This window comes from Actinophytocola oryzae, from assembly GCF_004364325.1.
GTDB lineage: Bacteria > Actinomycetota > Actinomycetes > Mycobacteriales > Pseudonocardiaceae > Actinophytocola > Actinophytocola oryzae.
On sequence record NZ_SOCP01000013.1, the window covers coordinates 158714 to 182919 of the forward strand.

At 70.1% G+C, this 24206-nt stretch carries 23 protein-coding genes; 6 read left to right on the top strand and 17 right to left on the bottom strand.

Annotated elements, in window-relative coordinates:
• Positions 1-22: 22 nt before the first annotated feature.
• The 8 genes from CLV71_RS31250 to CLV71_RS31280 form a co-directional block, all read right to left on the bottom strand.
• Positions 23-679 carry a DUF4333 domain-containing protein gene (locus CLV71_RS31250; RefSeq protein WP_133906465.1) on the bottom strand — a complete coding sequence of 219 codons (657 nt, stop codon included), beginning with the start codon at positions 677-679 and terminating at the stop codon, positions 23-25.
• A 108-nt stretch (positions 680-787) separates the two neighbouring features.
• Positions 788-3490: a DEAD/DEAH box helicase gene (locus CLV71_RS31255; RefSeq protein ID WP_166664328.1), complete on the bottom strand. Its 2703-nt coding sequence runs from the start codon at positions 3488-3490 to the stop codon at positions 788-790.
• 219 nt (positions 3491-3709) lie between these two features.
• Positions 3710-4597: a diacylglycerol/lipid kinase family protein gene (locus CLV71_RS31260; RefSeq protein ID WP_133906467.1), complete on the bottom strand. Its 888-nt coding sequence runs from the start codon at positions 4595-4597 to the stop codon at positions 3710-3712.
• 1 nt (position 4598) lies between these two features.
• A complete protein-coding gene (gene tatC / locus CLV71_RS31265) occupies positions 4599-5507 on the bottom strand; it encodes a twin-arginine translocase subunit TatC (RefSeq protein ID WP_243866825.1) in 909 nt (302 codons plus the stop codon).
• 19 nt (positions 5508-5526) lie between these two features.
• The gene (gene tatA, locus CLV71_RS31270; RefSeq protein ID WP_133906560.1) at positions 5527-5814 is read right to left on the bottom strand and encodes a Sec-independent protein translocase subunit TatA; all 288 of its coding nucleotides are present in this window, start codon (positions 5812-5814) and stop codon (positions 5527-5529) included.
• A gap of 1 nt (position 5815) precedes the next feature.
• Positions 5816-6676, bottom strand: coding sequence for a bacteriophage holin (locus CLV71_RS50720; protein WP_424923923.1), 861 nt, complete (start codon positions 6674-6676; stop codon positions 5816-5818).
• Between the two features lie 167 nt (positions 6677-6843).
• Positions 6844-7809 (bottom strand): helix-turn-helix transcriptional regulator, encoded by a 966-nt coding sequence (locus tag CLV71_RS31275; RefSeq protein ID WP_133906468.1) that lies wholly within the window; start codon positions 7807-7809, stop codon positions 6844-6846.
• A complete protein-coding gene (locus tag CLV71_RS31280) occupies positions 7806-8777 on the bottom strand; it encodes a helix-turn-helix transcriptional regulator (protein WP_133906469.1) in 972 nt (323 codons plus the stop codon). The genes CLV71_RS31275 and CLV71_RS31280 overlap by 4 nt, the downstream gene beginning before the upstream one ends.
• Positions 8778-8891: 114 nt before the next feature.
• On the opposite strand from CLV71_RS31280, the gene CLV71_RS31285 reads away from it, so the two are divergent.
• From CLV71_RS31285 to CLV71_RS31300, 4 genes are all read left to right on the top strand, one after another.
• Positions 8892-9500: a TetR/AcrR family transcriptional regulator gene (locus tag CLV71_RS31285; RefSeq protein WP_133906470.1), complete on the top strand. Its 609-nt coding sequence runs from the start codon at positions 8892-8894 to the stop codon at positions 9498-9500.
• A gap of 118 nt (positions 9501-9618) precedes the next feature.
• A complete protein-coding gene (locus CLV71_RS31290; protein WP_133906471.1) occupies positions 9619-10377 on the top strand; it encodes a G1 family glutamic endopeptidase in 759 nt (252 codons plus the stop codon).
• Positions 10378-10491: 114 nt separating this feature from the next.
• Positions 10492-11184, top strand: a complete 693-nt coding sequence (locus tag CLV71_RS31295; RefSeq protein WP_279588765.1) for a FadR/GntR family transcriptional regulator — start codon at positions 10492-10494, stop codon at positions 11182-11184.
• A gap of 8 nt (positions 11185-11192) precedes the next feature.
• Entirely contained in the window at positions 11193-11882 is a 690-nt protein-coding gene (locus CLV71_RS31300) for a sterol desaturase family protein (protein WP_133906473.1), read from the top strand.
• Here CLV71_RS31300 and CLV71_RS31305 read toward each other — a convergent pair.
• Positions 11879-12565, bottom strand: a complete 687-nt coding sequence (locus tag CLV71_RS31305) for a TetR/AcrR family transcriptional regulator (RefSeq protein ID WP_133906474.1) — start codon at positions 12563-12565, stop codon at positions 11879-11881. The two genes, CLV71_RS31300 and CLV71_RS31305, sit on opposite strands and share 4 nt — an antisense overlap.
• A gap of 88 nt (positions 12566-12653) precedes the next feature.
• On the opposite strand from CLV71_RS31305, the gene CLV71_RS31310 reads away from it, so the two are divergent.
• Positions 12654-14813 (top strand): MMPL family transporter, encoded by a 2160-nt coding sequence (locus CLV71_RS31310; protein WP_133906475.1) that lies wholly within the window; start codon positions 12654-12656, stop codon positions 14811-14813.
• Here CLV71_RS31310 and CLV71_RS31315 read toward each other — a convergent pair.
• Positions 14810-15514 (bottom strand): ArsR/SmtB family transcription factor, encoded by a 705-nt coding sequence (locus CLV71_RS31315; RefSeq protein ID WP_133906476.1) that lies wholly within the window; start codon positions 15512-15514, stop codon positions 14810-14812. The genes CLV71_RS31310 and CLV71_RS31315 overlap by 4 nt on opposite strands.
• 64 nt (positions 15515-15578) lie before the next feature.
• Between CLV71_RS31315 and CLV71_RS31320 the strand changes: the two genes are divergently transcribed.
• The gene (locus CLV71_RS31320) at positions 15579-16193 is read left to right on the top strand and encodes a flavin reductase family protein (RefSeq protein WP_243866827.1); all 615 of its coding nucleotides are present in this window, start codon (positions 15579-15581) and stop codon (positions 16191-16193) included.
• Between the two features lie 139 nt (positions 16194-16332).
• Here CLV71_RS31320 and pafA read toward each other — a convergent pair whose 3' ends face one another.
• The 7 genes from pafA to arc all read right to left on the bottom strand — a co-directional run bounded on the left by pafA (position 16333) and on the right by arc (position 24105).
• Complete coding sequence (gene pafA / locus CLV71_RS31325; RefSeq protein WP_133906478.1) at positions 16333-17691, bottom strand: Pup--protein ligase; 1359 nt, start codon at positions 17689-17691, stop codon at positions 16333-16335.
• An 81-nt stretch (positions 17692-17772) separates the two neighbouring features.
• The gene (gene prcA / locus CLV71_RS31330; RefSeq protein WP_133906479.1) at positions 17773-18543 is read right to left on the bottom strand and encodes a proteasome subunit alpha; all 771 of its coding nucleotides are present in this window, start codon (positions 18541-18543) and stop codon (positions 17773-17775) included.
• A gap of 35 nt (positions 18544-18578) precedes the next feature.
• Positions 18579-19460 (bottom strand): proteasome subunit beta, encoded by an 882-nt coding sequence (prcB, locus tag CLV71_RS31335; RefSeq protein WP_133906480.1) that lies wholly within the window; start codon positions 19458-19460, stop codon positions 18579-18581.
• Positions 19461-19499: 39 nt separating this feature from the next.
• Complete coding sequence (locus CLV71_RS31340; RefSeq protein WP_133906481.1) at positions 19500-19688, bottom strand: ubiquitin-like protein Pup; 189 nt, start codon at positions 19686-19688, stop codon at positions 19500-19502.
• A gap of 125 nt (positions 19689-19813) precedes the next feature.
• Entirely contained in the window at positions 19814-21322 is a 1509-nt protein-coding gene (gene dop / locus CLV71_RS31345; protein WP_133906482.1) for a depupylase/deamidase Dop, read from the bottom strand.
• Between the two features lie 62 nt (positions 21323-21384).
• Complete coding sequence (locus CLV71_RS31350) at positions 21385-22287, bottom strand: aldo/keto reductase (RefSeq protein ID WP_133906483.1); 903 nt, start codon at positions 22285-22287, stop codon at positions 21385-21387.
• 3 nt (positions 22288-22290) lie between these two features.
• The gene (gene arc, locus CLV71_RS31355; RefSeq protein WP_133906484.1) at positions 22291-24105 is read right to left on the bottom strand and encodes a proteasome ATPase; all 1815 of its coding nucleotides are present in this window, start codon (positions 24103-24105) and stop codon (positions 22291-22293) included.
• Positions 24106-24206 lie beyond the last annotated feature (101 nt).

Sequence of the window (24206 nt, forward strand, 5' to 3'; positions counted from 1 at the left end):
TTTGACCGGCCGGGCCGTGCCGCTACTTGGGCTCCTCCGGGAGCGCGACCTGGTACTGCCCGTCGTCGCTCGTGACGGTGATCTGCACGGTCAGGTCCTTGGGGTCGTCGCCGCCGATCTTCACCGTGCAGTCGAACTTGTTGCCCTGCTTGACCTCCTGGTCGGCCGGGCAGCTGACCGACTCGATGTTCTCGTACTTGTAGTCGTTGACGAGGATCTTCTTCACGCCTTCGTCGCCCTGCAGCGCGCTCTGGTCGAACACCTTGGTGTTGAGGAAGCCCGGCGTGACGAGGCCGAGCACCAGGAACGCGGCGACGCCGAGCACCACGACCACCATGAGCACCCAGATCCACGCGCCGCCGCCCTTCTTGGGCTGCTGTTGCTGCTGGTAGGGGTGCTGGGAGTACGGGCTGGCGAACTCGCCGGACGGCGGCCCGTACGGGTTCTGCGGCTGGCCGTAGGGGTTCTGCGGCTGGCCGTACTGCTGCGTCGGCTGCGGCTGCTGACCGTAGCCGCCGTAGGGCTGCTGGGGCTGTTGAGGCTGACCAGGCTGGTGCGGGTACCCGGGCTGCGCGGGCATCCCACCGGACGGCGTGCCGGGCTGCTGCCCACCGCCGTACGGTTGCTGTCCCCACTGCTGCGGGTCGTTCCCACCGGGCGGCCCGTAGGGGCTGGTCATTGTTCGCCTCCGCCAAATCGAGCTCGTGCCTGCGCGCGATCAAACCATAGCGGGACGTGGGTATCCCGTGTGGTCCGGCACGCTGTTCCGGCCGTTCCCGGCGGTGAATCAGACCGTGCCGAGCGCCACCACGCCCCGGCGCATCGCCTTCACGGCCTCCTTGGCGGCGCCGCCGACGGGTGCGTCGGACCCGACCACGTCGCGCAGCTGGTCCAGCAGGTCGATCACCTGCCGACACCAGCGCACGAAGTCGCCGGCGGAGAACTCGCTGCCCGCGGACTCCGCCGCGGTCATCACACGTTCGAGGGACTCGCCCCGTGCCCAGCGGTAGACCGTCCACGCGAAGCCGGGGTCGGGCTGGCGGGTGCGGTCGAGCTTGTGCCGCCGCTCGTCGGCCTCCAGCGACGCCCACAGCCGCGCGGTCTCGGCCAGCGCGTCGGTGACCAACCCGACCGGCACACGCGGCTCGCTCGGCCCGTCCCGGCGTGCCTCGTAGACCAGCGCCGACACCACGGCCGCGAGCTCGGGTGGGGGCAGCTGGTCCCACACGCCGTGGCGCAGGCACTCCGCGGCCAGCAGGTCCGACTCGCTGTAGAGCCGGGCGAGGCGGCGGCCGTCCGCGGTCACGACGTCCTCGCCGTCCGGCCCGGACTCCAGGTAGCGGCGTTCGGTGAGCAGCCTGCGGATGCGGTCGAAGCCCCGGGCCAGCGAGTGGGTCTGTGCGGCGACCTTCTGTTCCAGCTGTTGGGTCTCGGCGAGCAGGCGGCGGTGGCGCTCGGCCCACCGCGCGTGGGTCTCACGGTCGTCACAGCCGTGGCACGGGTGGTTGCGCAGCGCCCTGCGCAGCGCGGCGACGTCGGCGTCCTCACCGACGACCTCACCGCCGCCGCGACGGCGGTGCCGGGGTGGTTCGATGCCGGTGTTGCGCAGCGTCGAGGCGAGGTCGCGGCGCGACCTCGGCGAGCGGAGGTCGACCTGCTTGGGCAGCTTGACCCGGCCGAGCGCCTCCACCGGCGTCGGGAAGTCGGCGACGGAGAGCCTGCCCGCCCAGCGGTCCTCGGTGATCACGAGCGGGCGGGCGTCACCGGAGGGGTCGAGCCCCGGGTCGACGACGATGGCGAGCCCGGCGCGGCGGCCGGAGGGCACCGCGATCACGTCGCCCTTGCGCAGTGCCTCCAGTGACCGGGCCGCCTCGGCGCGGCGGGCCACGGAGTTCTTGCGGGACAACGCCTTCTCGCGTTCACCGAGCTTCGCGCGGAGCGCGGCGTACTCGCCGAAGTCGCCGAGGTGACAGGTCATCGACGTCGCGTAGCCCTCGAGTGCCTCGCGGTTGCGCTCGATCCGCTTCGAGAGGCCGACGACGCCTCGGTCGGCCTGGAACTGGGCGAACGACTGCTCCAGCATCTCGCGGGCCTGCTGGGCGCCGAGGCGGTCGACCAGGTTGACGGCCATGTTGTAGCCGGGCCGGAACGACGAGCGCAGCGGGTAGGTGCGGGTCGAGGCGAGGCCGCCGACCTGGCGGGGGTCGACACCGGGCTGCCAGATGACGACCGCGTGTCCCTCCACGTCGATGCCCCGCCGACCCGCACGGCCGGTGAGCTGCGTGTACTCCCCCGGCGTCAGGTCGACATGCGCCTCGCCGTTGTACTTGACCAGGCGTTCGAGCACGACCGTCCGCGCGGGCATGTTGATGCCGAGCGCGAGGGTCTCGGTCGCGAACACCACCTTCACGAGGCCGCGGACGAACAGCTCCTCGACGGTCTCCTTGAACGCGGGCAGCAGGCCCGCGTGGTGGCTCGCGAAGCCGCGCTCGAGGGCCTCGCGCCACTCCCAGAACCCGAGGACGCGCAGGTCGGCGTCGTTGAGGTCCTTGGTGTGACTGTCGATGACCCGGCGGATCTCGGCGACCTCGACCTCGGTGTTGAGGCGAAGGCCGGACCGCACGCACTGGCTGACGGCGGCGTCGCAGCCGATGCGGCTGAACACGAACACGATCGCGGGCAGCAGCGCGGCGGCGTCGAGCCGGGTGATCACGTCGACGCGCGAGGGCGGCCGGAACCTCGGGCCGCCTCGGGGTGCGCCGGAGCGGCCGCCCCGCCCGTTGCGTGGCCCCCAGGTGACCTGGCTGCGGTTCTCGTTCTCGGTGCGCCGGAGCAGCTCGGGGTTGACGCGCGGCTCGCCGTCGGCGCCCTCGCCGGTGAACATGTCGAGCATGCGGTTGTTGACCAGCATGTGCTGCCAGAGCGGCACGGGCCGGTGCTCGTCGACGACCACCGTCGTGTCGCCGCGGACCTCGACGAGCCAGTCGCCGAACTCCTCGGCGTTGCTGACCGTGGCGGAGAGGCTGACCAGCCGCACCGACTCGGACAGGTGGAGGATGACCTCCTCCCACACGGCGCCGCGGAAGCGGTCGGCCAGGTAGTGGACCTCGTCCATGACGACATAGCCGAGGCCGTCGAGGGTCGAGGAGCCCGCGTAGAGCATGTTGCGGAGCACCTCGGTGGTCATCACGACGATCGAGGCGTTGCCGTTGATCGAGGTGTCGCCGGTGAGCAGGCCCACCTGGTCGGGCCCGTGCCGGTCGACGAGGTCGGCGTACTTCTGGTTCGACAGCGCCTTGATGGGTGTCGTGTAGAAGCACTTCTGGCCCCTGGCGAGCGCGAGGTGCACGGCGAACTCGCCGACCACGGTCTTGCCCGCGCCGGTCGGGGCGCAGACCAGCACGCCGTGCCCGTCCTCCAGGGCCGCGCAGGCCTGCTGCTGGAACGGGTCGAGCGAGAACGCCAGCACCGAGCTGAACTCGGTGAGCATCGGGTAGCTCGCGCGCTGGCGGGACGCCGCATAGGCGTCGGCCGGAGAAGGGCTGGTAGCCACGTGTTCAAGGTTGTCACACGTGTGCGGGGCGGTGGCGTCTGGACTGACCGAGCAGCGCAGGCGCCGGGAGCGAAGCGACCTCGCCGAGCAGCGCAGGGAGGGAAGACGCCACCGCCCCGCACACCAACGAGCGGAGCGAGTCAAACCAACACCGCGTCACGTGGCCTGGCCGACCACCTTCAGTGCGTTGGGGATGCAGGTCACCTCGACGGGGAGGGGCCCGAGGCGCTCGCCGTCGGCGTAGGCGACCCAGCCGTTGGCCTCACCGATGCGGATCCGCCTCGTTCGTGAGGTGTCGACCAGCGGGCTGTCGACGTGGTTGCCGGTGCGCAGGCCGGGCAGCATCCTGACGAGGTCGAAGCGCGTGGCCCGCCTGACGAGGGTGACGTCGAAGAGCCCGTCGGCGGGGTCGGCGGTCGGGCAGACCGGGATGCCGCCGCCGTAGTAGGGGATGTTGCCGACGGCGATCTGGGTGGCGTCCAGCTCCCGGCGACCGTTGTCGTCCTCGACGGTGAGGCGGCCGTGTCGCAGTCTCGCCAGTTCGGCGAGGATCGCGAGGTCGTAGCGGCGCGGGCCGGACGGCCAGCGCATCCTGTTCGCGCGCTCGTTGACCGAGGAGTCGAACCCGGCGCACAGGACGCCCGCGAACCACGGCCCGTTCTCGACCCTGCCGAGGTCGATCATGCTGCTGCGGCCGTCCCTGATGGCGGTGACCAACGCGTCCGCGGCGTCCAGGGGGTCGCGGGGCGCGCCGGTGAGGGTGCGGGCGAGGTCGTTGCCGGTGCCCGCGGGCACGATGGCGAGTGCGGTGCCCGTGTCCGCGCAGAACTGGACACCCTGGTGGGCCGACCCGTCACCGCCGACGACGACCAGCAGGTCGAGGTCGGGTGCCGCGCGCATGAGGCGCTGGGACTCCTCGACCGTGCCGGCCGCGACGGTGACCAGGTCGTCGACGACGGTCCGCAGCTTCGCGGCGACGGTACCCGCGACACGCCCCGCCCGGCCGAGCCCGGACGCGGGGTGCACGACCATGGCGGCTCTCATGTCACGTCACGTCGTCGGTCTTGTCCGAGAAGTCGTAGTCCTCGGGGTGGTCCCCCCAGCCGTCGGCGACGGCCGCCTTCGCCTTTCCTCGGTCGTGGATGCGGGCGACCTGCACGGCCAGCTCGAACAGGACGGTCATGGCGCCGGCGAGGGCGAGCATGCCGATCGGGTCGGTGCCGGGCGTGGCGAACGCGGCGAACACGAACAGGACGAAGATGATCCCTCGGCGCCACTTCTTGAGGTTGCGGTAGGGCAGGACGCCGATCCGGTTCAGCATGGTGATCACCAGCGGCAGCTCGAAGCTGACACCGAAGATCAGCAGCATCACGAGGATGAACGAGATGTACTCGTTGGCGGCCAGTGCCGTGACGAACTGGTCGCCACCGAAGCTGACCAGGACCTGGAGCCCCTTGGGGACCACGTAGTAGGCGAGCACCGCGCCGCAGGCGAACAGGAAGGAGGCCAGGAGCACGAAGATGCGCGTGAACCTGCGCTCGTTGTCGTACAGCCCGGGGGTGATGAACGCCCAGATCTGGTAGAGCCACAGGGGACTAGTGAAGACCGCACCCGCGGCGAGCCCCACCTTGAACTGGATGAGGAACGCCTCGAACGGCTGGGTCTGGAGCAGCTGGCACTTGCCCGCGATCGGTTCGAACCGAGGGGGCACCGGCAGTTCACAGTAGGGGCCGGTCATGAGCTGACCGAGTGATGGGATCGGGCCGATGCGCCACTGGAACCACAGGAAGCCGAGGATGCAGCCGGCGATGAGGGCAAGCAGGGCCAGCCCGAGCCGATGGCGCAACTCGTACAGGTGGTCACGAAGGGTCATCGTGCCGTCGGGATTGTGCCGACGGCTGCGCAGACGCTTCTTCTCGTGGCGGTTGTCGTCCCGGCGGTGCGAGCGCGCCACCGTTCAGTTACCCGTTCTACTAGACGTTCTTGTTCGGCTGCTCGACGGACTTCGGCGTGACCCCGTTGGTCTGGGCCTGCTGCACGGGCGGCTCGGGAGCCGGCGGCTGGGCCTGGGGAAGCTGCTGCTGCGGTTGGACAGCGGCGGGCTTCTCCTCGGGGGCGTCCTCGTCCTTGCGCAGGCCCTTGGTCTCTTCCTTGAAGGCCTTGGCGGACTTGCCGAGCGAACGCGCCATCTCGGGGAGCTTCCTGGCTCCGAAGAGCAGGATGATCACCCCGGCGATGATCAGCAGCTCGGGCACACCCAGGTTACCCACGGTCTTCCTCCTGTCTCCCCCGGCTGTTCGATGGTACGGCAGCCGGCGTGCGCTTAACCCGTGCCCGGGTCTCCCGTATTGCTACCTGCACGGCAGCCAGCCGTGCCTTGAGGGTCCCGGACTCATGGCCGAAGTGGCTCATCAGGTCGTCGGCAGCCCGGTTGAACGCCCGAACATGCCGCCGCACCCTGACGAGAACGACAACGAGTACCGAAAACCCCACTACGACCAGGATCAAGGCCGGCAGGTACGACATCACGTTTTCTACCGTAGTGGGCGTGAGATGGAGATACGATGCCCGGCCATCCACTTCACACGGATCATACATCGACTGGTAGGCGGGTCGGGGTCTGCGCTGGCCACGGCGGTGGGCGTTCTCGCGGAGGGGAGATGGCCCGAACCGAGGCCGGTGGGGGGCGAGGCGGCAGACAGAGGCGGGGAGACAGCGGGGCAGGCGGAGGGGGCGGCGGAGGGGCGCCCGAGTTGGGCGCCAGAGGTTGGGAGACGAAGGCTCTGGAAGGTTTGCGGTCGGCGAGCGAGGAGCGGGGGCGGGCGGGTCGGACGGGCGAAGGCGGCCAAAGCAGGCGAGGACGGGAAGCCGAACCGAGCGAGCCGAACCGAACCGAACCGAGCGAGCCGAACCGAGGTAGGTGGTCGGCCGGGCTCGGGGGGTCGGTGATCGGTTCGCGGCGGTCGAGGCCGAGGTGTGGGGCCGAAAGGTCGACCGGGTTGGTGGTGTGGAGCGCAGCTGGTTCGGGCGGAGCATCCGAGCACCGGCTGATTTGCGAGGTGTCGTGGGTGGCCGAGTGACGATCGGGTGCTTGTCGGGCGAAGGGTTGAGGCGCTTCAGCATGCTTGCCAGCGCGGCTCAACAGCCCGCCGCGCGTGGTGTTCGCAGCCCTCCAGGGCTTCAACCGTGCCGACCGATCAGCCCACTCCACATGCCGGTCGCTCCCCCACCCCCGGGGCCCCACCCCGGCCCGGCCCCACCAGCCCAGCCGAGCACGCCAGACAGCCAACTCACCGATAGCGAGACAGAGCCGCCGCCGCCCGCTCCCGAACCGCCGACACCAACGGCTGCGGGCCCTCGACCACGACATCCCCGCCCAGCCCGAGAACAAGCCGCACCATCCACGACGGGTCCGCGTAACGCATCCAGACCCGCAGATGACCGTCCGCCAGCTCGGCCGCCTCCTCCATCGGGTAGTACTCCGACACCCACCGCGCGTCCGGGGCCAGCACCATCTGCGCCACCGGCTGCTCGGGCCTCGGCCGGAACAGGCCCGCCGTCGTGTCGGTCTGTTCCGCGTACGGAGGTGGGGCCGCTGCCTCCTCGAGTGCGACCACGTCGTCGATCCGGTCCAGACGGAACAGGCGCACACCCTCGGCCCTACGGCACCACGCCTCCAGATACGCGCGACCCTCCACGATGAGCATCCGCATCGGATCGACGGTCCGTTCGGTTATCTCGTCCTTCGACGCCGTGTAGTACGTCATCCGCAACGCCCTTCCCGCGCGCAGCGCCGACTGCACCACCTCTCGGGCCTTCGCCGTCGTCTTGCCCTCGCGCACGCCAAGGCCCACCGCCACGCCTGCCGGTTGCGCCTGTCCTGCCGCCGCCTCGATCTTGGCCACCGCGCGCCTGACCGCGTCGGCGTCGGCCACGCCGGGGGCGTCCAGGAGCGTCCGCAGCGCTACCAGCAACGCCGTTGCCTCCGAGCCCGTCAGGCGCAGGGGTCTGCTCATGCCCGCGTCGAAGTTGACCGACACCGTGCCGCCCTCGAAGGACAGGTCGATCAGGTCGCCCGGACCGTAGCCGGGCAGGCCGCACATCCACAGCAGCTCCAGGTCCTTGCGGAGCTGCTTGGCCGTCACGCCGAAGTCGGCCGCCGCCTCGTCGACCGCTATGCCCGGGCGGGCGATGAGGTACGGCACGAGCGCCAGCAGTCTCGGCAGGCGTTCCTGCGACGTGTGGTTCACGTTCATGTCACCTCCGCGACGGCCAGGAGGCGCTCGTGCACTGCCTTGCGCAGCACGTCCGGTTCGAGCACGACCGCGTCGGGGCCGTAGCCCGCGATCCAGCTCGCCGCCGAGTCGGTGTGCAGCACCTCCAGCTCGACCAGGTCGCCGCGTTCGCCGTCCATCTCGCTCTCGCCGACGACCTTCGCGCGTCTGCGTAGGCCCGAGGCCCGGTGTTCGGCCAGCCACAGGCGCACCGTGGACGTCTCGCTCGGCTCGTTGCTGCTGCTCGCCACGAACTTCAGCAGGTCGATCTCCTCCGGACGGCTCACGGTGCCCGGTCTGCCGAGGATGCGCACGTCGCCGACTATGCGGGACAGGCGGAAGCAGCGGGGTGCGCCTCGGTCGCGGTCGTGGCCGACCACGTACCAGCGGCCGCGCCACGACACCACGCCCCACGGTTCGAGGGTGCGGCCGCGCAGCTCGGCCGGGGACGGGCGACGGTAGTCGAAGCTGACGGCCTGGCCCGCCTGCACGGCGGCCAGCAGCGGTCCGAACGCCGGCTCCGTCGTACGGACCTTCGGCTCGACCACCGAGGGCACGCCCTGGTCGACGTCCACCCCAGCGGCGCGGAGCTTGAGCAGAGCGCCGTGTGCGGCGCCGGTCAGCTCCGGGGAGTCCCACAGCCGGACGGCCAGCGCGACGGCGGCCGCCTCGTCGGGCTCCAGCTCGATGTCGCCCAGCTCGTAGTCGCGGCGGGCGATACGGTAGCCGTCGACCTTGTCGAACGACCAGTTGCGGCCGATCTCCAACGGGATCCCCAGCTCGCGCAGCTCGGTCTTGTCGCGTTCGAACATGCGGAAGAACGCGTCGTCATTGGGCGCGTCGGCATAGCCGGGAACAATCTTGCGAATGCTCTCGGCAGGCAGGTACTGGCGCGTGGACAGCAGGCACAGCACCAGGTTCACGAGTCTTTCTGCGCGGACGACGGACACGTTTCGAACTCTAGCCCGACTGGGTTGGGGGAGTCCCGTTGGCGCGCCAGGGAGTGCGGACGAAGGCTCCATTGACGTTTCGTTCCGCGCAGGGACGTAACTAGAGTGCCGTCCATGGACCGGACCGGCCGGCCCCGCGACCCACACATCGACAACGCTGTCCTCGAGGCGACGAGCGACGTGTTGTCGCTGGTCGGGTACGCGCGGCTGACGATGGAGGAGGTCGCGCGGCGCGCGGGCACGACCAAGCCCGCCGTCTACCGCCGGTGGCCGAACAGGCAGTTCCTCGTCCTGGACGCGCTCGTCAGGCGGCTCGGGTTGTCGGTGACGCGGGTGCCGGACAGCGGGTGCGTGGTGTGCGACCTCGTCGACGCGGTCGGTGTCTTCCAGACCGCCTACGGGCAGATGCCGCCGGGGGTGCTCGCGGCGCTCCTCGCGGACTGCACCGGACAGCCCGGGCTGCGGTCGAGGTTCATGACGAAGCTGTTCCACCCGCCTAGGGACACGGTCGGACGGGTGATCGACCGGGCGAAGGCACGCGGCGACCTCAGAGCCGACCTCGACGTGGAGTTGGCCGTCGACCTGCTGGGGTCGCTGGTCTACTGCCGGGCCCTGTTCGGCCACGGACCGGCGCAGGGAGAGACGCTGGTGGCGACGCTGTTGCGCGGGATGGCCGCGAACACCCGTGAGTCCACCGGCGACCACCAGCACGCGCTCGACTGAGCCGCGGAACCCCTCCACGGGGTGATATCGGTACCCCGGACAGGTGTCACAACGCTCCTCGGACGTCGATCGCTGCTTTGCTCCAGGGGAATTGATCACGCGTTCCCAGGAGGTCCCGATGGCCGCTGAACTGGAAACTCTCGCCGGACTCCAGGTCGGCGCCGAGACGTCGACCAACTGGTGCGGCTATGTGATCACGGGCGAGGACGACGCGTTCCGCAGCGTGTCCGCGACCTGGCGGGTGCCGAGGGCGCTGGCCGGCCCGTCCGACGAGTACAACACCCTGGCGAGCATCTGGGTGGGGCTCAACGGATCCAGGATCTCCCCGGTCTGCCTCACCCAGGCCGGGTGCAACGTCAACGACTACAAGGAGCCGGACAACCCGCCGGCACCGGAGTACGGCGCCTGGTACGCGATGGAGGTGAACGGTCGGGTGGGCGCGACCGACCTCGGCGACGACTACGCGGCCCCCGCCGGCGACCGGCTCTCCTGCGCCATCACCTACCTCGGCGGGCTCGAGTTCGACATCCGGCTGCGCAACCTCACGCGGGGCTGGACCTACGACAAGGTCCACCACTACCCCACAGGCACCTCGCTGCCCGCCATGAACAGCGCGGAGATCATCGTCGAGGCGCCGGTGATGGCCGGGGTGCAGAAGATCGGCAAGCTGACGAACTTCGGCACCGTCGAGTTCGAGGACGTCAGGGTCAACGGCCTGCCGATCTCCCGGCTGAACGGGCAGGTCACCGGCGTGACCATGGTCGACGACACCGACGAGCCGCCCGACGGGGACAACCTGCTGGCCTCTCCCGGCACGCTCGGCGACTCCTTCGCCGTCACCTGGCACAACCACGGCAGGATGCGCGACTACGACTGACAGCCTGTGGACAACTCCGCACCTGTGGACAGATCTGGTCTGACCAATTGACCTTTAGCATGGTTTGCAGGTACGACTTCTCCTATGGCCCTGCAACCAGTTGCCCGGCGCTCTGTGCCGGATGAAGTCTTCGACCAGATCATCGACGACGTCGTCAGCGGTGAGTTCGCCCCCGGGGAGTCCCTGCCGAGCGAGAGAAAGCTCGCCGAGGTGCTCGGTGTCTCCAGACCGGCCGTGCGTGAGGCCCTCCAGCGGGTCGCGCAGGCGGGGCTCGTCGAGGTGCGTCAGGGAGATGCCACCACGGTCAGGGACTACCGCCGCCACGCCAGTCTCGACCTGCTGCCCCGGCTCCTGCTGCCGCGTGGCGAGCTCGATCCCGCGGTGGCCCGCAGCGTGCTCGAGGCACGGCTGCTGATCGGCCCCAAGGTCGCGGCCATGGCGGCCGAGAAGGCAGGCACCCGCCTGGGGAACGCGCTGATGGAGTCCATCGCGGGGCTGGAGGGCGACGAGGACCCGGTCCTGCGGCAGCGGCACTCGCTCGTCTTCTGGGACCGCATCGTCGACGGCGCCGACTCGATCGTCTTCCGGCTGATGTTCAACAGCCTGCGTGCCTCCTACGAGCCCGCGCTCGCCGCGCTCGCGACCGTGATGGAGGCCGAGGTCGGCAAGGTCGAGATGTACCGGGCGGTCGCGGACGCGATCGTCGCGGGTGAGCCGGGCAGGGCCGGACGGGCGGCCGAGGAACTGCTCACGCCCGCCACCGAGGCGATGCTCGCCGCCATCCGCAAGCTCGAGGCGATGCCGTAGGGGGCGACATGAGCGAGGTTGACAGGCTCGCCAGGGAACGACTTCGTGCCGACGAGGCCAAACGCCGGTCGATCGGACTCGGGGATGCCGCACGCGACTTCTGGCGGCACCCCTCCCCCTGGCTGATCTCCGTCTTCCTGGTCGCGATCGGCGTGACACGGGTGGTCGTCGGGGACTGGCGGTGGTCGGACGCGGTGACACCGCTGGTCATGCTCGCCGTGTTCCCGTTCTTCGAGTGGGTCGTGCACGTGTGCGTCCTGCACTGGCGGCCCCGGCGGCTCGGACCGTTGACCGTCGACCCCCTGCTGTCACGCAAGCACCGTGAACACCACGTCGACCCACGGGACATCCCACTCGTCTTCATCCCGTGGCAGGTGTTCCTGTGGTTGCTGCCCGTGATCCTCGCGATCGGGCTGTTGCTCTTCCCCAGGGCGGGGCTCGGGCTCACGTTCATGACGGTCGTCGGGCTGCTGGGGATCGGGTACGAGTGGACGCACTACCTCATCCACAGCGACTACCGGCCCCGCTCACGGCTCTACCGCGCGGTCTGGCGCAACCACCGCCTCCACCACTACAAGAACGAGCACTACTGGTTCACCGTCACCACCTCGGGGACCGCTGACCGGGTGCTCGGGACCTACCCGGACGCACGGACCGTGGCGAACTCGCCGACCGCGCGGGAGCTGCACTCGTCCTAACGCCTGGCGGTGAGCTGCTCGGACAGCAGCTTCTCCTGTTCCGGGGTCAGGCCGGTGCCCTTGAAGCCGTGGCCGAGAACGATCATGCTCCGCACGATCGTCTGGTCACGCATGTCCTCCGGCAGGTCCCGCAGCGGGCCGTCGAACAGCGTCGCAAGGCCGTGGATGGTCGACCACGCGACGAACTCCGCCATCGGGCGGCGCTCGCGGCTGAGGTAGCCGATCCTGACCAGCTCGTCCACCGCCGCGACCAACATCGTGAACGGGCCGCTGCCGTTGCGCTCCTCCGGCGGCGGCAGCACCAGGCTGTCCGGCGAGAACACCGTGCGGAACAGGCCGGGCTCGGCCAGCGCGAACGCGAGGTAGCCGCGGCCGATCGCGCCGAACCGGACCAGCGCGTCCTGGACCGGGTCGCCCGTCGGCCGCGACCGCGCCTCGACCTCCACGCGCATCGTCTCCGTCAGCGCGTCGAGCGCGCGTTGTTTCGCCGCCGTCAGCAGCTCCTCGTGCCCCGCGAAGTGCCGGTACGCGGCCGTCGGCGTCACACCGGCCTCCCTCGCCGCCGCGCGGATCGTCACCGACCGCGGGCCACCCTTGGCCGCCAGTTCGGCGGCGGCCTCGATCAACGCGTTGCGCAGGTCGCCGTGGTGATAGCCGCGCTTGCCGGGCACCGAGGAGTCCATGAACCGATGTTGACACCAGCTAACATCGCGTGGCAAGTTAACAGACGACAAGTTTACGCATGTACACATTAGTCGGAAAGGAGGCGCGGTGTTCGGACGAATCGGGCGGTTCTCCGCAACCCACGCGCGCGGCGTCCTGGTGGTCACCCTGCTGGTGATGCTGGGTGCGGGCGCGCTGGGCGTCACCGCGTTCGGCAAGCTCGAGACCGACGGCGGCTTCGCCGACCCGGCAGCCGAGTCCAGCCAGGCCCAAGAGCTGGTCGAGCGGCAGTTCAGCGGTGAGACAGACGTCGTGTTCCTGGTCTCCCCCACCTCCGGCGACGTCGACGACGAGGCCGGCCTGCGTGCCGGCGCCGAGCTCTCCGACGAGCTGGCCACCGACCCGGGGCTCACCAGGGTCGTCTCCTACTTCACGACCAGGGCGCCACAACTGCGGGCCGAGAACGGCCGCCACGCGCTCGTGGTCGGCAAGCTCACCGACAGCGGCGACGTCGAGAAGCTGCGCGAGACCTACGGCGGCGACTCGGGTCCGCTGCGGGTCCGGATCGGCGGCGCGGGCGCGATCAGCGTCGACATCGGCGACCAGGTCGGCGGCGACCTCGCCGTCGCGGAGTCGATCGCGGTGCCGATCATCATGGTCCTGCTGGTGATCGCGTTCGGCAGCGTCGTGGCGGCGCTGCTCCCCCTCGCCGTCGGCGCGCTCGCGGTGCTCGGCACGTTCGCGTTGCTCGCCATCCTCGGGTCCGCCACCGACGTGTCGGTCTACGCGATCAACCTGACCACCGCGCTCGGCCTGGGCCTCGCCATCGACTACGCGCTGCTCATGGTGTCCCGCTTCCGCGAGGAGCTGGAGGCCGGCCACGACACCGTCGAGGCGGTCGTCCGCACGGTCCGCTCCGCGGGCCGGACCATCGTGTTCAGCGCGCTGACCGTCGCGGTGGCGCTGGGCGTGCTCATGGTGTTCCCGCTGTTCTTCCTGCGTTCCTTCGCCTACGCGGGCATCGGCGTGGTGGTCATCGCGATGGCGAGCGCGATCATCGTGCTGCCCGCCCTGCTCGGGCTGCTCGGCAGGCGCGTCAACTCCCTGCGCCTGCCCTGGGTGAAGAAGACACCCGGGTCGGCGTCGGCGCTGTGGGCGCGGGTCGCGAAGGTGGTGCTGCGCAGGCCCGTGCTGACCGGGGTGCCGATGGTGCTCGTCCTGGCCCTGGCCGCGGTCCCGCTGCTCGGCGTCCAGTTCGGCACGCCGGACGACCGGGTGCTGACCACCGCCGCCGAGACCAGGTCGGTCGGCGACGTGCTGCGTGCCGACTTCCCCGACGACAACGCCAAGGTGCTCGACGTGGTGACCCACGAGCCCGCGGGCACCAACGTCACCGGCGACTACGCGCTCGAGCTGTCGCGGCTGCCGGGCGTCGAGTCGGTGACCGCGAGCGTCGGCACGTTCGCCGACGGCCGCGCCACCGGGCCCGGCAACCCGAACTACGCCTCGGAGACCGGCCTGCAGCGGCTCGCCGTGCTCAGCGCGTACGACCCGCACTCGACCGAGGGCCAGGACCTGGTCGACACCGTGCGCGCGGCGCCGTCCGAGGGCCTCGACGTGTCCGTCGGCGGGGCCGCGGCGACGCTCGTGGACAGCAAGGACGCGATCGGCAGCCGCCTGCCGCTGGCCGCCGGGCTCATCGCGATCAGCACGTTCGTCCTGCTGTTCCTGTTCTCCGGCAGCCTGCTCCAGCCGCTGCGGTCGCTGCTGTTCAACGTGCTCGGCCTGTCCGCGACGCTCGGCGTGCTAGTGCTGGTCTTCCAGGAGGGCTTTCTGTCGTCGTGGCTGGGCTTCACCCCGCAGCCGCTCGACACGGCGATGCTGGTGCTCTTCTTCTGCATCGTGTTCGGACTGTCGATGGACTACGAGGTGTTCGTGCTCAGCCGGATCAAGGAGGCACACGACAGCGGCGCGAGCATCGACGACTCGGTCACCCACGGGCTGTCACGCATCGGCCGGATCGTCACGATGGCCGCGGTGCTGCTGGCGGTGAACCTGCTGGCGTTCGGCACGAGCGGGGTCAGCTTCATCCAGATGTTCGGCATCGGCAGCGGCCTGGCCATCCTCGTGGACGCTACGCTGATCCGGGGGATCCTCGTGCCACTGGGCATGCGGGTGATGGGCCGCGCGGCGTGGTGGTCGCCACCGTTCCTGCGCCGCCTGCACGAGCGGGTCGGGTTGCGCGAGGAGGAACGGGTGAACGCCTAGAGCGCCGTGGCGGACGAGGCCTCGGTCTCGTCCGCCACGACTCCGTCCGGGGTGATGCCCAGCCGGGACAGCGCCGACCAGGCACTGTCGTTGATCGTGATGGCGCGGTGCGGGTCGCGGACCAGCCAGCCCGCGGCGAGCGCCCTGGTGAGGATCGCGGCGGGCAGGGCGCCGGCCAGGTGCTCCCGGCGTTCGGTCCAGTCCAGGCAGTCGCGGAGCAGGGCGCGGCGGGTGTTCGGCAGTTCGACGCCCAGCTCGGTGAGCGTGTTGCGGCCGTGGCTGGTGACCGCCAGGCCGTCGCGGTCGCTCAGGAGGCCTTCGGCGAACATGCCGTCGCGCAGTGCCACGCCGAGGCGGCCGGCGAGGTGGTCGTAGCAGGTGCGGGCCTCGCCGAGACGACGTGCGCGGACGCTGGCCCGCAGCCCGCGCGGTGCTTCCGGGCCCGCGTGGCTGGACAGCCGCTCGATCAGCTCGGCAACCTGGGGGCCCGCGAGACGGATGTAGCGGTGCCTGCCCTGCTTGAGGGTCCGCACGAAGCCGGCGTCGGTGAGGGTGCGGACGTGCTCGCTCGCCGTGGACGGCGCGACCCGCGCGGTGTGGGCCAGCTCCCCGACCGTCCAGGCCCGGCCGTCGATCAGGGCCATGCACATCGTGGCGCGGCTGTTGTCGGCGAGCACGGCGGCCACCTCGGCGAGCTTCATACCTCGATGCTAGGCAATCGACATGTCGGCGCACGCCGACGCGTCGAGGCGGCAGCCTGGGGTCATGATCATCGAACCGCCCGTCCTCTACCCCGGAACGCCGGTCGTGCTGGTCTCCAGCGTGAACCCCGACGGCACGACCAACCTGGCGCCGATGTCGTCGGCGTGGGCGCTCGGCCACACCGCCGTGCTCGGGCTCGGCGCGGAGGGGCAGACCTACCAGAACCTGTCCGCGCGGCCGGACTGCGTGCTCAACTACGCCAGCGCCGACCTGTGGACCGCGATCGAGCGCCTCGCACCGCTGACCGGCGCGTCCCCCGTGCCTGCCTCGAAGGCCGCCCAGTTCCGGACAGAACGCGACAAGTTCGGCGCGTCCGGCCTCACGCCGGTGCGTGGTGAGCTGGTGGCGGTCGACCGCGTCGCCGAATGCCCGATCCAGGTGGAGGCACGCGTCCTGGACGCTCGGCCACTCACGACCGGCGACGGCTGCGCGGTCGAGGTGGCCGTACTGCGGGTGCACGTACACCCTGAGCTGGCCGAACCGGACCTGCGGCACGTGCGGGTGGACGAGTGGTCACCGCTGTTCTACGTGTTCCGCCACTACGTCGGCAGAGGCGCGGAACTGGGCCGCACCTTCCGCGCCACGACGCCCGCGGTGAGCGCCATGAGCGGCTCCTGACCGGCTCGAAACACACTCAACCGGCGAAGCAGGCCTGCCCGAACGGGCCGAAGCTCCCGAACAGGCCCGGTCAAGCCGTCCCTGCCGACTCAACCCACACCTCACCCCGGCCGTCACCCCGACCACGGCTCGGCAATCGTCAGAGCGAGGCGATCAGGCGCTCCACCCGCTCGTCCACCGCGCGGAACGGGTCCTTGCACAGGACCGTGCGCTGCGCCTGGTCGTTCAGCTTCAGGTGTACCCAGTCGACCGTGAAATCGCGCCCGGCCTGCTGGGCCGCCGCGATGAAGTCGCCGCGGAGCTTGGCCCGGGTGGTCTGGGGCGGTGTGTCCTTGGCGGCCTCGATCTCGCCGTCCTCGGTGACCCGTGCGACCAGGTCCTTGCGTTGCAGCAGGTCGAAGATACCCCGGCCGCGCCTGATGTCATGGTAGGCGAGGTCGAGCTGCGCGATGCGTGGCGACGACAGCTCCATGCCGTGCTTGGCCTGGTAGCGCTCGACGAGACGGTGCTTGATCGCCCAGTCGATCTCGCGGTCGATGCGGCTCAGGTCCTGCGCCTCGACGGCGTCGAGGGTGCGGCCCCACAGCTCGATCACGCGGTCGGCGACCGGGTCCGGGCCACGCTGCGCGACGTGCTCGGCCGCGCGGGTGAAGTACTCGCGCTGGATGTCCAGCGCGGAGGCCTCCCGACCGCCCGCCAGGCGCACCAGGCGGCGGCCCGTCAGGTCGTGGCTGATCTCGCGGATGGCGCGTATCGGGTTGTCCAGGCTGAAGTCCCGGAACTGGACGCCGTCCTCGATCATCTCCAGGACGAGGTTCGCGCTGCCGACCTTCAGCAGCGTCGTGGCCTCGGCCATGTTCGAGTCGCCGACGATGACGTGCAGCCTGCGGTAACGCTCCGCGTCCGCGTGTGGCTCGTCCCGCGTGTTGATGATCGGGCGGGACCGCGTGGTCGCGGACGACACGCCCTCCCAGATGTGCTCGGCACGCTGTGACAGGCAGTACACGGCGCCACGCGGGGTCTGGAGCACCTTGCCCGCGCCGCAGATGAGCTGGCGTGTCACCAGGAAGGGCAGCAGCACGTCCGCGATCCGCGAGAACTCACCCGCACGGGTGACCAGGTAGTTCTCGTGGCAGCCGTACGAGTTGCCCGCCGAGTCCGTGTTGTTCTTGAACAGGAAGATGTCGCCGCCGATGCCCTCGTCCGCCAGCCGTCGCTCGGCGTCGACGAGCAGGTCCTCGAGGATCCGCTCCCCCGCCTTGTCGTGCGTGACCAGCTGCACCAGGTCGTCGCACTCCGCGGTGGCGTACTCGGGGTGCGAGCCGACATCGAGGTAGAGACGAGAACCGTTGCGCAGGAACACGTTCGAGGAACGGCCCCAGGACACCACCCGTCGAAACAGATACCGCGCGACCTCGTCCGGGCTCAGCCTGCGCTGCCCATGGAAGGTACAGGTCACGCCGAACTCGGTTTCGATGCCGAAGATCCGCCGCTGCATCCCTTTAGCCTAGGCTTTTCCCGGCCACGTTTCTTGTGACCGCTCGTGAGTGAGATGAACAAGTCATCGAAGGCTGTCCCATCACGCTTCGTTGGTCCCGCCGGACTCGGAGTCGGAAGGCGCCTCGGGCTCGGCAGGTTCGTCCGTGGCTTCGGGCGTTTCGGCAGGGAGCAGCGCGGCGAGCGCGGCGCCCTCGATCCGTCGGAACGCCCGCTTGGGCCGTGCCCGGTCGAGCACCGCGACCTCGATCTTGCCGACGCCGCTGTCCCCGTTGCCCGACTGGGAGCCCGCCCCGAGAGCCGCCACCGCGAAGCGGAGCGCGGCCGCCAGGTCCATGCCCTCCTCGTAGATCTCCTTCATCTTCGTGGAGACCGGCTCGGTCTGGCCGCCCATGACCAGGTACGACGGCTCGTCCACGATCGAGCCGTCGTAGGTGAGGCGGTAGAGCTGGTCGGCCTCCGGCGTCGCGCCGACCTCGGCGACGCACAGCTCGACCTCGTAGGGCTTGAGCTGGTCGGAGAACACCGATGCCAGGGTCTGCGCGTAGACGTTGACGAGCAGGCGCGCCGAGACGTCCCGGGGGTCGTTGGCAAGGCCCCACAGGTCGACGTGGCGGATGCCGCCGCGGCGAAGGCCGTCGTACTCGCTGTAACGGCCGGTCGCGGCGAACCCGATGCGTGCGTAGATCTCCGACACCTTGTGCAGCGTCGCCGACGGGTTGTCGGCCACGAACAGCACGCCGCCCGCGTACTTGAGAGCCACGACGCTGCGGCCCCTCGCGATGCCCTTGCGGGCATACTCCGAGCGGTCCCGCATCAACTGCTCGGGAGAGGCGTACAGCGGCATGGTCACGGTGGTGGCTCCTCTGTTGGCGCTGGTCGGGGTCGTCAGCCGCGGGGGCGGCTGCCGCGTGCGGTCACCACGGACTCGGTGACCGTCGCGATGCGGTCCTCCGCGACGGCGGCCGCGCCGTCGGCCGCGGTGACCGTGATGATGCTGGGGTAGATCTTGCGGGCGAGGTCGGGGCCACCGGTCGCCGAGTCGTCGTCGGCGGCGTCGTACAGGGCCTCGATCGCGATGCGGATCGCGGTCTCCTCGTCACAGCCCGGGTCCCACAGCTTCTTCAGCGCCGAGCGCGCGAACAGCGAGCCCGAGCCGACGCCGTGGAAACCGGCACGTTCCTCGTAGCGGCCGCCGACCACGTCGAACGAGACGATCCGGCCCGCACGGTCCGGGTCGTCCGCGTCCACGTCGTAGCCGACGAACAGCGGGATCGCCGCGAGGCCCTGCATGGCGGCCTCGAGGTTGCCCCGCACCAGCGCGGACAGCTTGTTGGTCTTGGCGTCCAGTGACAGCGAGACGCCCTCGAGCTTCTCGTAGTGCGACAGCTCGACCTGGTAGACGCGGACCATCTCCAGCGCGATGCCGGCCGTGCCCGCGATCCCCACCGCCGAGTAGGCGTCGGTGACGAACACCTTCTCCATGTCGCGCTGCAGGATGAGGTTGCCCGAGGTCGCGCGGTGGTCACCGGCGATGAGCACGCCGCCGGCGAAGCACACCGCGACGATGGTGGTGCCGTGTGCCGGCTGCTGCATCAGGTCCGACACGTGCCGGGCACGCACCGGCTCCTCAGTGCCCAGTCCACCGCTGCTCGGGAGCAGGTGTGGGGCCTGCACCCGGAGGAAGTCCATGAACGAGGACGTCTCGGCGGTCATGTAGGCAGCCGGGAGCGATGCGCCGGGCATGGCGCGATTCGAGGTGTGTTCCATGCCTGCTTTCAGTCCGTTCGGTGGGGACGGCGAGAAAAACTACTCGCCACCCTTTTGCACGTATGCGCGTACGAAGTCCTCGGCGTTCTCCTCGAGCACGTCGTCGATCTCGTCCAAGATCGTGTCGACGTCCTCGCCGAGCTTCTCGCGGCGCTCCTGACCAGCCGGCGCGGCACCGTCGACGTCGTCGTCGCCGTCACCTTGGCGCTGGGTCTGTTCCTGGGCCATCTCGCCTCCCGGATCGGGGCCTGTCTCCGCCAGATTACCGACAGGCCCTGACATTTTCTTGAACCGACCGGACGATGATCGTGAATCGGGACATTCGCTCTGGGCGAACGCGGTTGTCCGGTCTCCTACTTGCGCGGCCCGCCCGTGAGCGCGTCGACCAGCTCCTCGGCCGTCGCCGACGCCTCCAGCAGCTCCCCGACGTGGGACTTGGTGCCCCGGAGCGGCTCGAGCGTCGGGATGCGGACCAGCGACTCGCGGCCGAGGTCGAAGATCACCGAGTCCCAGGAGGCGGCCGCGATGGCGTTCGGGTAGCGCTCGAGGCACTGGCCTCGGAAGTACGCCCTGGTGTCCAGCGGCGGGGTCGTGATCGCCGCCTGCACCTCCTCCTCGGTGACCAGGCGCTTCATCGAGCCACGCGCGACGAGACGGTTGTAGAGGCCGTTCGCGAGCCGCACGTCCGAGTACTGCAGGTCGACCAGGTGCAGGCGCGGCGCGTTCCACGCGAGGCCGTCACGGGCGCGGTAACCCTCCAGCAGCCGCAGCTTGGCGGGCCAGTCGAGGCGGTCGGCGCACTCCATGGGGTCGCGGGCCAGCGCGTCGAGCGTGTCACCCCAGGTCTGCAGGACGTCCATCGACACCGGGTCCTGCTCGGTGCGGTCGATGTGCTCGGTGATCAGCTCGTGGTAGGCCTTCTGGATGTCCAGGCCGGTGAACTTGTGGCCGTTCGCCAGCTCGACCGTGGCCTTCAGCGTCGGGTCGTGGCTGATCGTGTGCACGGCGCGGACCGGGTCGGCCAGCTTGAGCGCGTCGAACCGGACACCGGCCTCGATCAGGTCGAGGACCAGCGCCGCAGTGCCGACCTTGAGGTACGTGGAGGTCTCGGCCAGGTTCGCGTCGCCGATGATGACGTGCAGGCGGCGGTACTTGTCCGCGTCGGCGTGGGGCTCGTCGCGGGTGTTGATGATGCCGCGCTTGAGCGTGGTCTCCAGGCCGACCTCGACCTCGATGTAGTCCGCACGCTGGGAGAGCTGGAAGCCGGCCTCCTCGCCTGCCGAGCCGACGCCGACGCGGCCGGAGCCCACGACGACCTGCCGGGACGCGAAGAACGGCGTCAGGCCGGCGATCACCGAGGTGAACGGCGTGTTGCGGGCCATGAGGTAGTTCTCGTGGGTGCCATAGCTGGCGCCCTTGCCGTCCACGTTGTTCTTGTACAGCTGCAGGCGCGGCTGGCCCGGCACGGTGGCGGCCCGCATGGCCGCCTCCTCCATGACCCGCTCGCCCGCCTTGTCCCAGATCACGGCGTCACGCGCGTTGGTGACCTCCGGCGCGGAGTACTCCGGGTGCGCGTGGTCGACGTAGAGGCGGGCGCCGTTGGTCAGTATCACGTTGGCCGCGCCGAGGTCCTCGACCTCGGGATCGGACGGGGGCACCCCCGGCGCGCCGAGGTCGAAGCCCCGCGCGTCCCGCAGCGGTGACTCGACCTCGTAGTCCCAGCGGGCCCTGCGGGCACGGGGGATGTCCGCCGCGGCCGCGTAGGCGAGGACGACCTGGGTTGAGGTCAGTACCGGGTTGGCAGTGGCGTCACCTGGGACGGCGATGCCGTACTCCACCTCGGTACCCATGATCCGGCGCATGTTCTAGAGCCTACGGGCCAGCACCGACAGCGTGCTCGGGGCCATACGGGTGCCGCTTCGGGCTACGCCCAGGCGAGCGCCGAGCGGTGCTTCCAGTAGACGGCCGCGGGCTCCGCGAGGCTCGGCAGGTCCACCTCGCCGATCCCGGCCGCGACCAGGTTGCTCGCGAGCTGCTGGGTGCCTGCCGCGCCGGAGAGCACGGTCTCCGCCCAGGGCTGGGCCAGCACGGCGGCCAGCGCCACGGCGTCCGGACCGACGCCCAGCGACCTCGCGAGCGCGGCGACGGGTTCCGGCGGTTCGACGGCGAGGCGGCCGTTGGCCATGCCTTCCTTGACCAGGACGTGCGCCCCGGCCTCGTGGGCCTCGGCCAGCGCGGGGCCGACCGACGGCTCCAGGATGTTCCAGGTCGACTGTACGGCCGTGAAGACGCGGACCCCGTGGCGTTCGAGGGCCAGCGCACGACGTACGACGTCCGCCTGGCCGGGACCCGAGGTGGAGAAGCCGACCCGTACCGGGAGGGCCGCCAGGGCGTCCTGTAGCGCGGGGTCGTCGAAGAGCGGGCTGTCGGGGGTCAGCGAGTGCACCTGGTAAAGGGCCAGGTGGGAGCCGAGCAGAGCGGAGCTCTCGCCCCACTGCGTGCGGAACCGGTCGAGCGTGTGGGACTTCTCCTCGTGGACGGCCGCGTCCAGGCGCCAGTCGCCGACGTAGGCGTAGCCCCACTTGCTGGAGACCGTGACGTCGTCGGGTGAGCGTGACGCGAGCCAGCCTGCCAGGAACTCCTCGGCGAGGCCGTAGGAGCGGGCCACGTCCACCCAGCGCACACCGGCCTCGTAGGCGGCGTCGAGCACCGCCCAGGAGGCGTCACGCATCGCGTCCACAGAGCGCGACGGCGGCAGCTCGGACCGGCCGACGTTGATGTACGCCGGCCGGCCGAGTGCCGCCAGTCCGAGTCCGAGCCTGTTCACGTGTTACAGGTACTGGCCCGTGTTCGTCGCCGTGTCGATCGCCCGACCCGACTCCTGGTTCTTGCCGGTGACGAGGGTGCGGATGTAGACGATCCGCTCCCCCTTCTTGCCGGAGATCCGCGCCCAGTCGTCCGGGTTGGTCGTGTTGGGCAGGTCCTCGTTCTCCGCGAACTCGTCGACGATCGCGTCCAGCAGGTGCTGCACGCGCAGGCCGGGCTGCTTGGTCTCCAGCACCGACTTGATCGCCGCCTTCTTCGCCCGGTCCACGATGTTCTGGATCATCGCGCCCGAGTTGAAGTCGCGGAAGTAGAGGACCTCCTTGTCGCCGTTGGCGTAGGTGACCTCGAGGAACCGGTTGTCCTCGGTCTCCTCGTACATCCGCTCGACCGTGTGCTGGATCATCGCGTCGATCGTGGCCTTGGTGTCACCGCCGAACTCGGCGAGGTCCTCGGTGTGGATCGGCAGTGTCGACGTCAGGTACTTCGAGAAGATGTCCCGCGCCGCCTCGGCGTCCGGCCGCTCGATCTTGATCTTGACGTCCAGGCGGCCGGGCCGCAGGATCGCCGGGTCGATCATGTCCTCGCGGTTGGACGCGCCGATGACGATGACGTTCTCGAGGCCCTCGACGCCGTCGATCTCGCTGAGCAGCTGGGGCACGATCGTGGTCTCCACGTCCGAGGACACGCCGCTGCCCCGGGTGCGGAAGATCGAGTCCATCTCGTCGAAGAACACGATGACCGGTGTGCCCTCCGAGGCCTTCTCCCGCGCGCGCTGGAAGATCAGCCGGATGTGCCGCTCGGTCTCGCCGACGAACTTGTTGAGCAGCTCGGGGCCCTTGATGTTCAGGAAGTACGACTTGGCCTCGTGTGCCGTGCCGTCACCCCGTGCCTCCGCCACCTTCTTGGCCAGCGAGTTGGCCACCGCCTTGGCGATGAGGGTCTTGCCACAGCCGGGCGGGCCGTAGAGCAGGACGCCCTTCGGCGGGCGCAGCTCGTACTCGCGGTACAGCTCCGCGTGCAGGAACGGCAGCTCCACCGCGTCGCGGATCTGCTCGATCTGCCGGAACAGGCCGCCGATGTCCTCGTAGCGCACATCCGGGACCTCCTCCAGCACGAGGTCCTCGACCTCGGCCTTCGGCACCCGCTCGTAGGCGTAGCCCGACTTCGAGTCGACCAGCAGCGAGTCACCCGGCTTGAGCGTCGACTCGCGCAACGGGTCGGCCAGCCAAACCACACGCTCCTCGTCCGCGTGCCCCACCACCAGCGCACGCAGCGGCGGCGTGTCGTCCTGCTCCGCGAGCAGCTCGCGCAGCGTCGACACCTCGCCGATCCGCTCGAACGTGCCCGCCTCGACGATGGTCAGCGCCTCGTTCAGCCGCACGGACTGGCCGCGACGCAGGTCACCCACCTCGACCGCGGGTGAGCACGCCACCCGCATCTTGCGGCCCGCCGTGAAGACGTCCACCGTGCCGTCCTCGTGTCCCGAGAGGAACACGCCGTAGCCGCTCGGCGGCTGCGCGAGCCGGTCGACCTCCTCCCGGAGCGCGAGGAGCTGGCTCCTCGCCTCCCGCAGGGTCTCGACCAGTTTGGCGTTACGCTCAGTCAACTGGCTGACCCGCTCCGACGCCTCGGCCAACCGCTGCTCGAGCAGGCGGGCATGCCGAGGCGAGTCCGTCAGTTTCCGGCGCAGCAGCGCTACCTCTTCTTCGAGAAACCGGATCTGGGCAGCCTCTGATGGCTCGTGCCCAGTACCCGGCTCCGGTCCAGCGCCGTGCTCGTCGGCCTCCTCTGGCCGACCACCGGGACGATCGTGCTGCATGTCGGCACCTCCTCCCGAATTTCTGCTTACCCACACGGTACCGGTGAAGACCGACAAAAGAAGACCATCCACATCTCGGAACCGTCGCGTCATCTAGCGGA

What these genes read in the sequence shown, in the direction of transcription:
- CLV71_RS50720 (WP_424923923.1), bottom strand. Translation starts at nt 6,676, where the DNA reads ATGCTGAAGCGCCTCAACCCTTCGCCCGACAAGCACCCGATCGTCACT.
- arc (WP_133906484.1), bottom strand. Translation starts at nt 24,105, where the DNA reads ATGCAGCACGATCGTCCCGGTGGTCGGCCAGAGGAGGCCGACGAGCAC.
- CLV71_RS31285 (WP_133906470.1), top strand. Translation starts at nt 8,892, where the DNA reads ATGGACCGGACCGGCCGGCCCCGCGACCCACACATCGACAACGCTGTC.
- CLV71_RS31300 (WP_133906473.1), top strand. Translation starts at nt 11,193, where the DNA reads ATGAGCGAGGTTGACAGGCTCGCCAGGGAACGACTTCGTGCCGACGAG.
- CLV71_RS31315 (WP_133906476.1), bottom strand. Translation starts at nt 15,514, where the DNA reads ATGAAGCTCGCCGAGGTGGCCGCCGTGCTCGCCGACAACAGCCGCGCC.
- CLV71_RS31290 (WP_133906471.1), top strand. Translation starts at nt 9,619, where the DNA reads ATGGCCGCTGAACTGGAAACTCTCGCCGGACTCCAGGTCGGCGCCGAG.
- CLV71_RS31260 (WP_133906467.1), bottom strand. Translation starts at nt 4,597, where the DNA reads ATGAGAGCCGCCATGGTCGTGCACCCCGCGTCCGGGCTCGGCCGGGCG.
- dop (WP_133906482.1), bottom strand. Translation starts at nt 21,322, where the DNA reads ATGCGCCGGATCATGGGTACCGAGGTGGAGTACGGCATCGCCGTCCCA.
- CLV71_RS31305 (WP_133906474.1), bottom strand. Translation starts at nt 12,565, where the DNA reads ATGGACTCCTCGGTGCCCGGCAAGCGCGGCTATCACCACGGCGACCTG.
- CLV71_RS31250 (WP_133906465.1), bottom strand. Translation starts at nt 679, where the DNA reads ATGACCAGCCCCTACGGGCCGCCCGGTGGGAACGACCCGCAGCAGTGG.
- CLV71_RS31340 (WP_133906481.1), bottom strand. Translation starts at nt 19,688, where the DNA reads ATGGCCCAGGAACAGACCCAGCGCCAAGGTGACGGCGACGACGACGTC.
- prcB (WP_133906480.1), bottom strand. Translation starts at nt 19,460, where the DNA reads ATGGAACACACCTCGAATCGCGCCATGCCCGGCGCATCGCTCCCGGCT.
- CLV71_RS31255 (WP_166664328.1), bottom strand. Translation starts at nt 3,490, where the DNA reads ATGCTCACCGAGTTCAGCTCGGTGCTGGCGTTCTCGCTCGACCCGTTC.
- pafA (WP_133906478.1), bottom strand. Translation starts at nt 17,691, where the DNA reads ATGCAGCGGCGGATCTTCGGCATCGAAACCGAGTTCGGCGTGACCTGT.
- CLV71_RS31320 (WP_243866827.1), top strand. Translation starts at nt 15,579, where the DNA reads ATGATCATCGAACCGCCCGTCCTCTACCCCGGAACGCCGGTCGTGCTG.
- CLV71_RS31275 (WP_133906468.1), bottom strand. Translation starts at nt 7,809, where the DNA reads ATGAACGTGAACCACACGTCGCAGGAACGCCTGCCGAGACTGCTGGCG.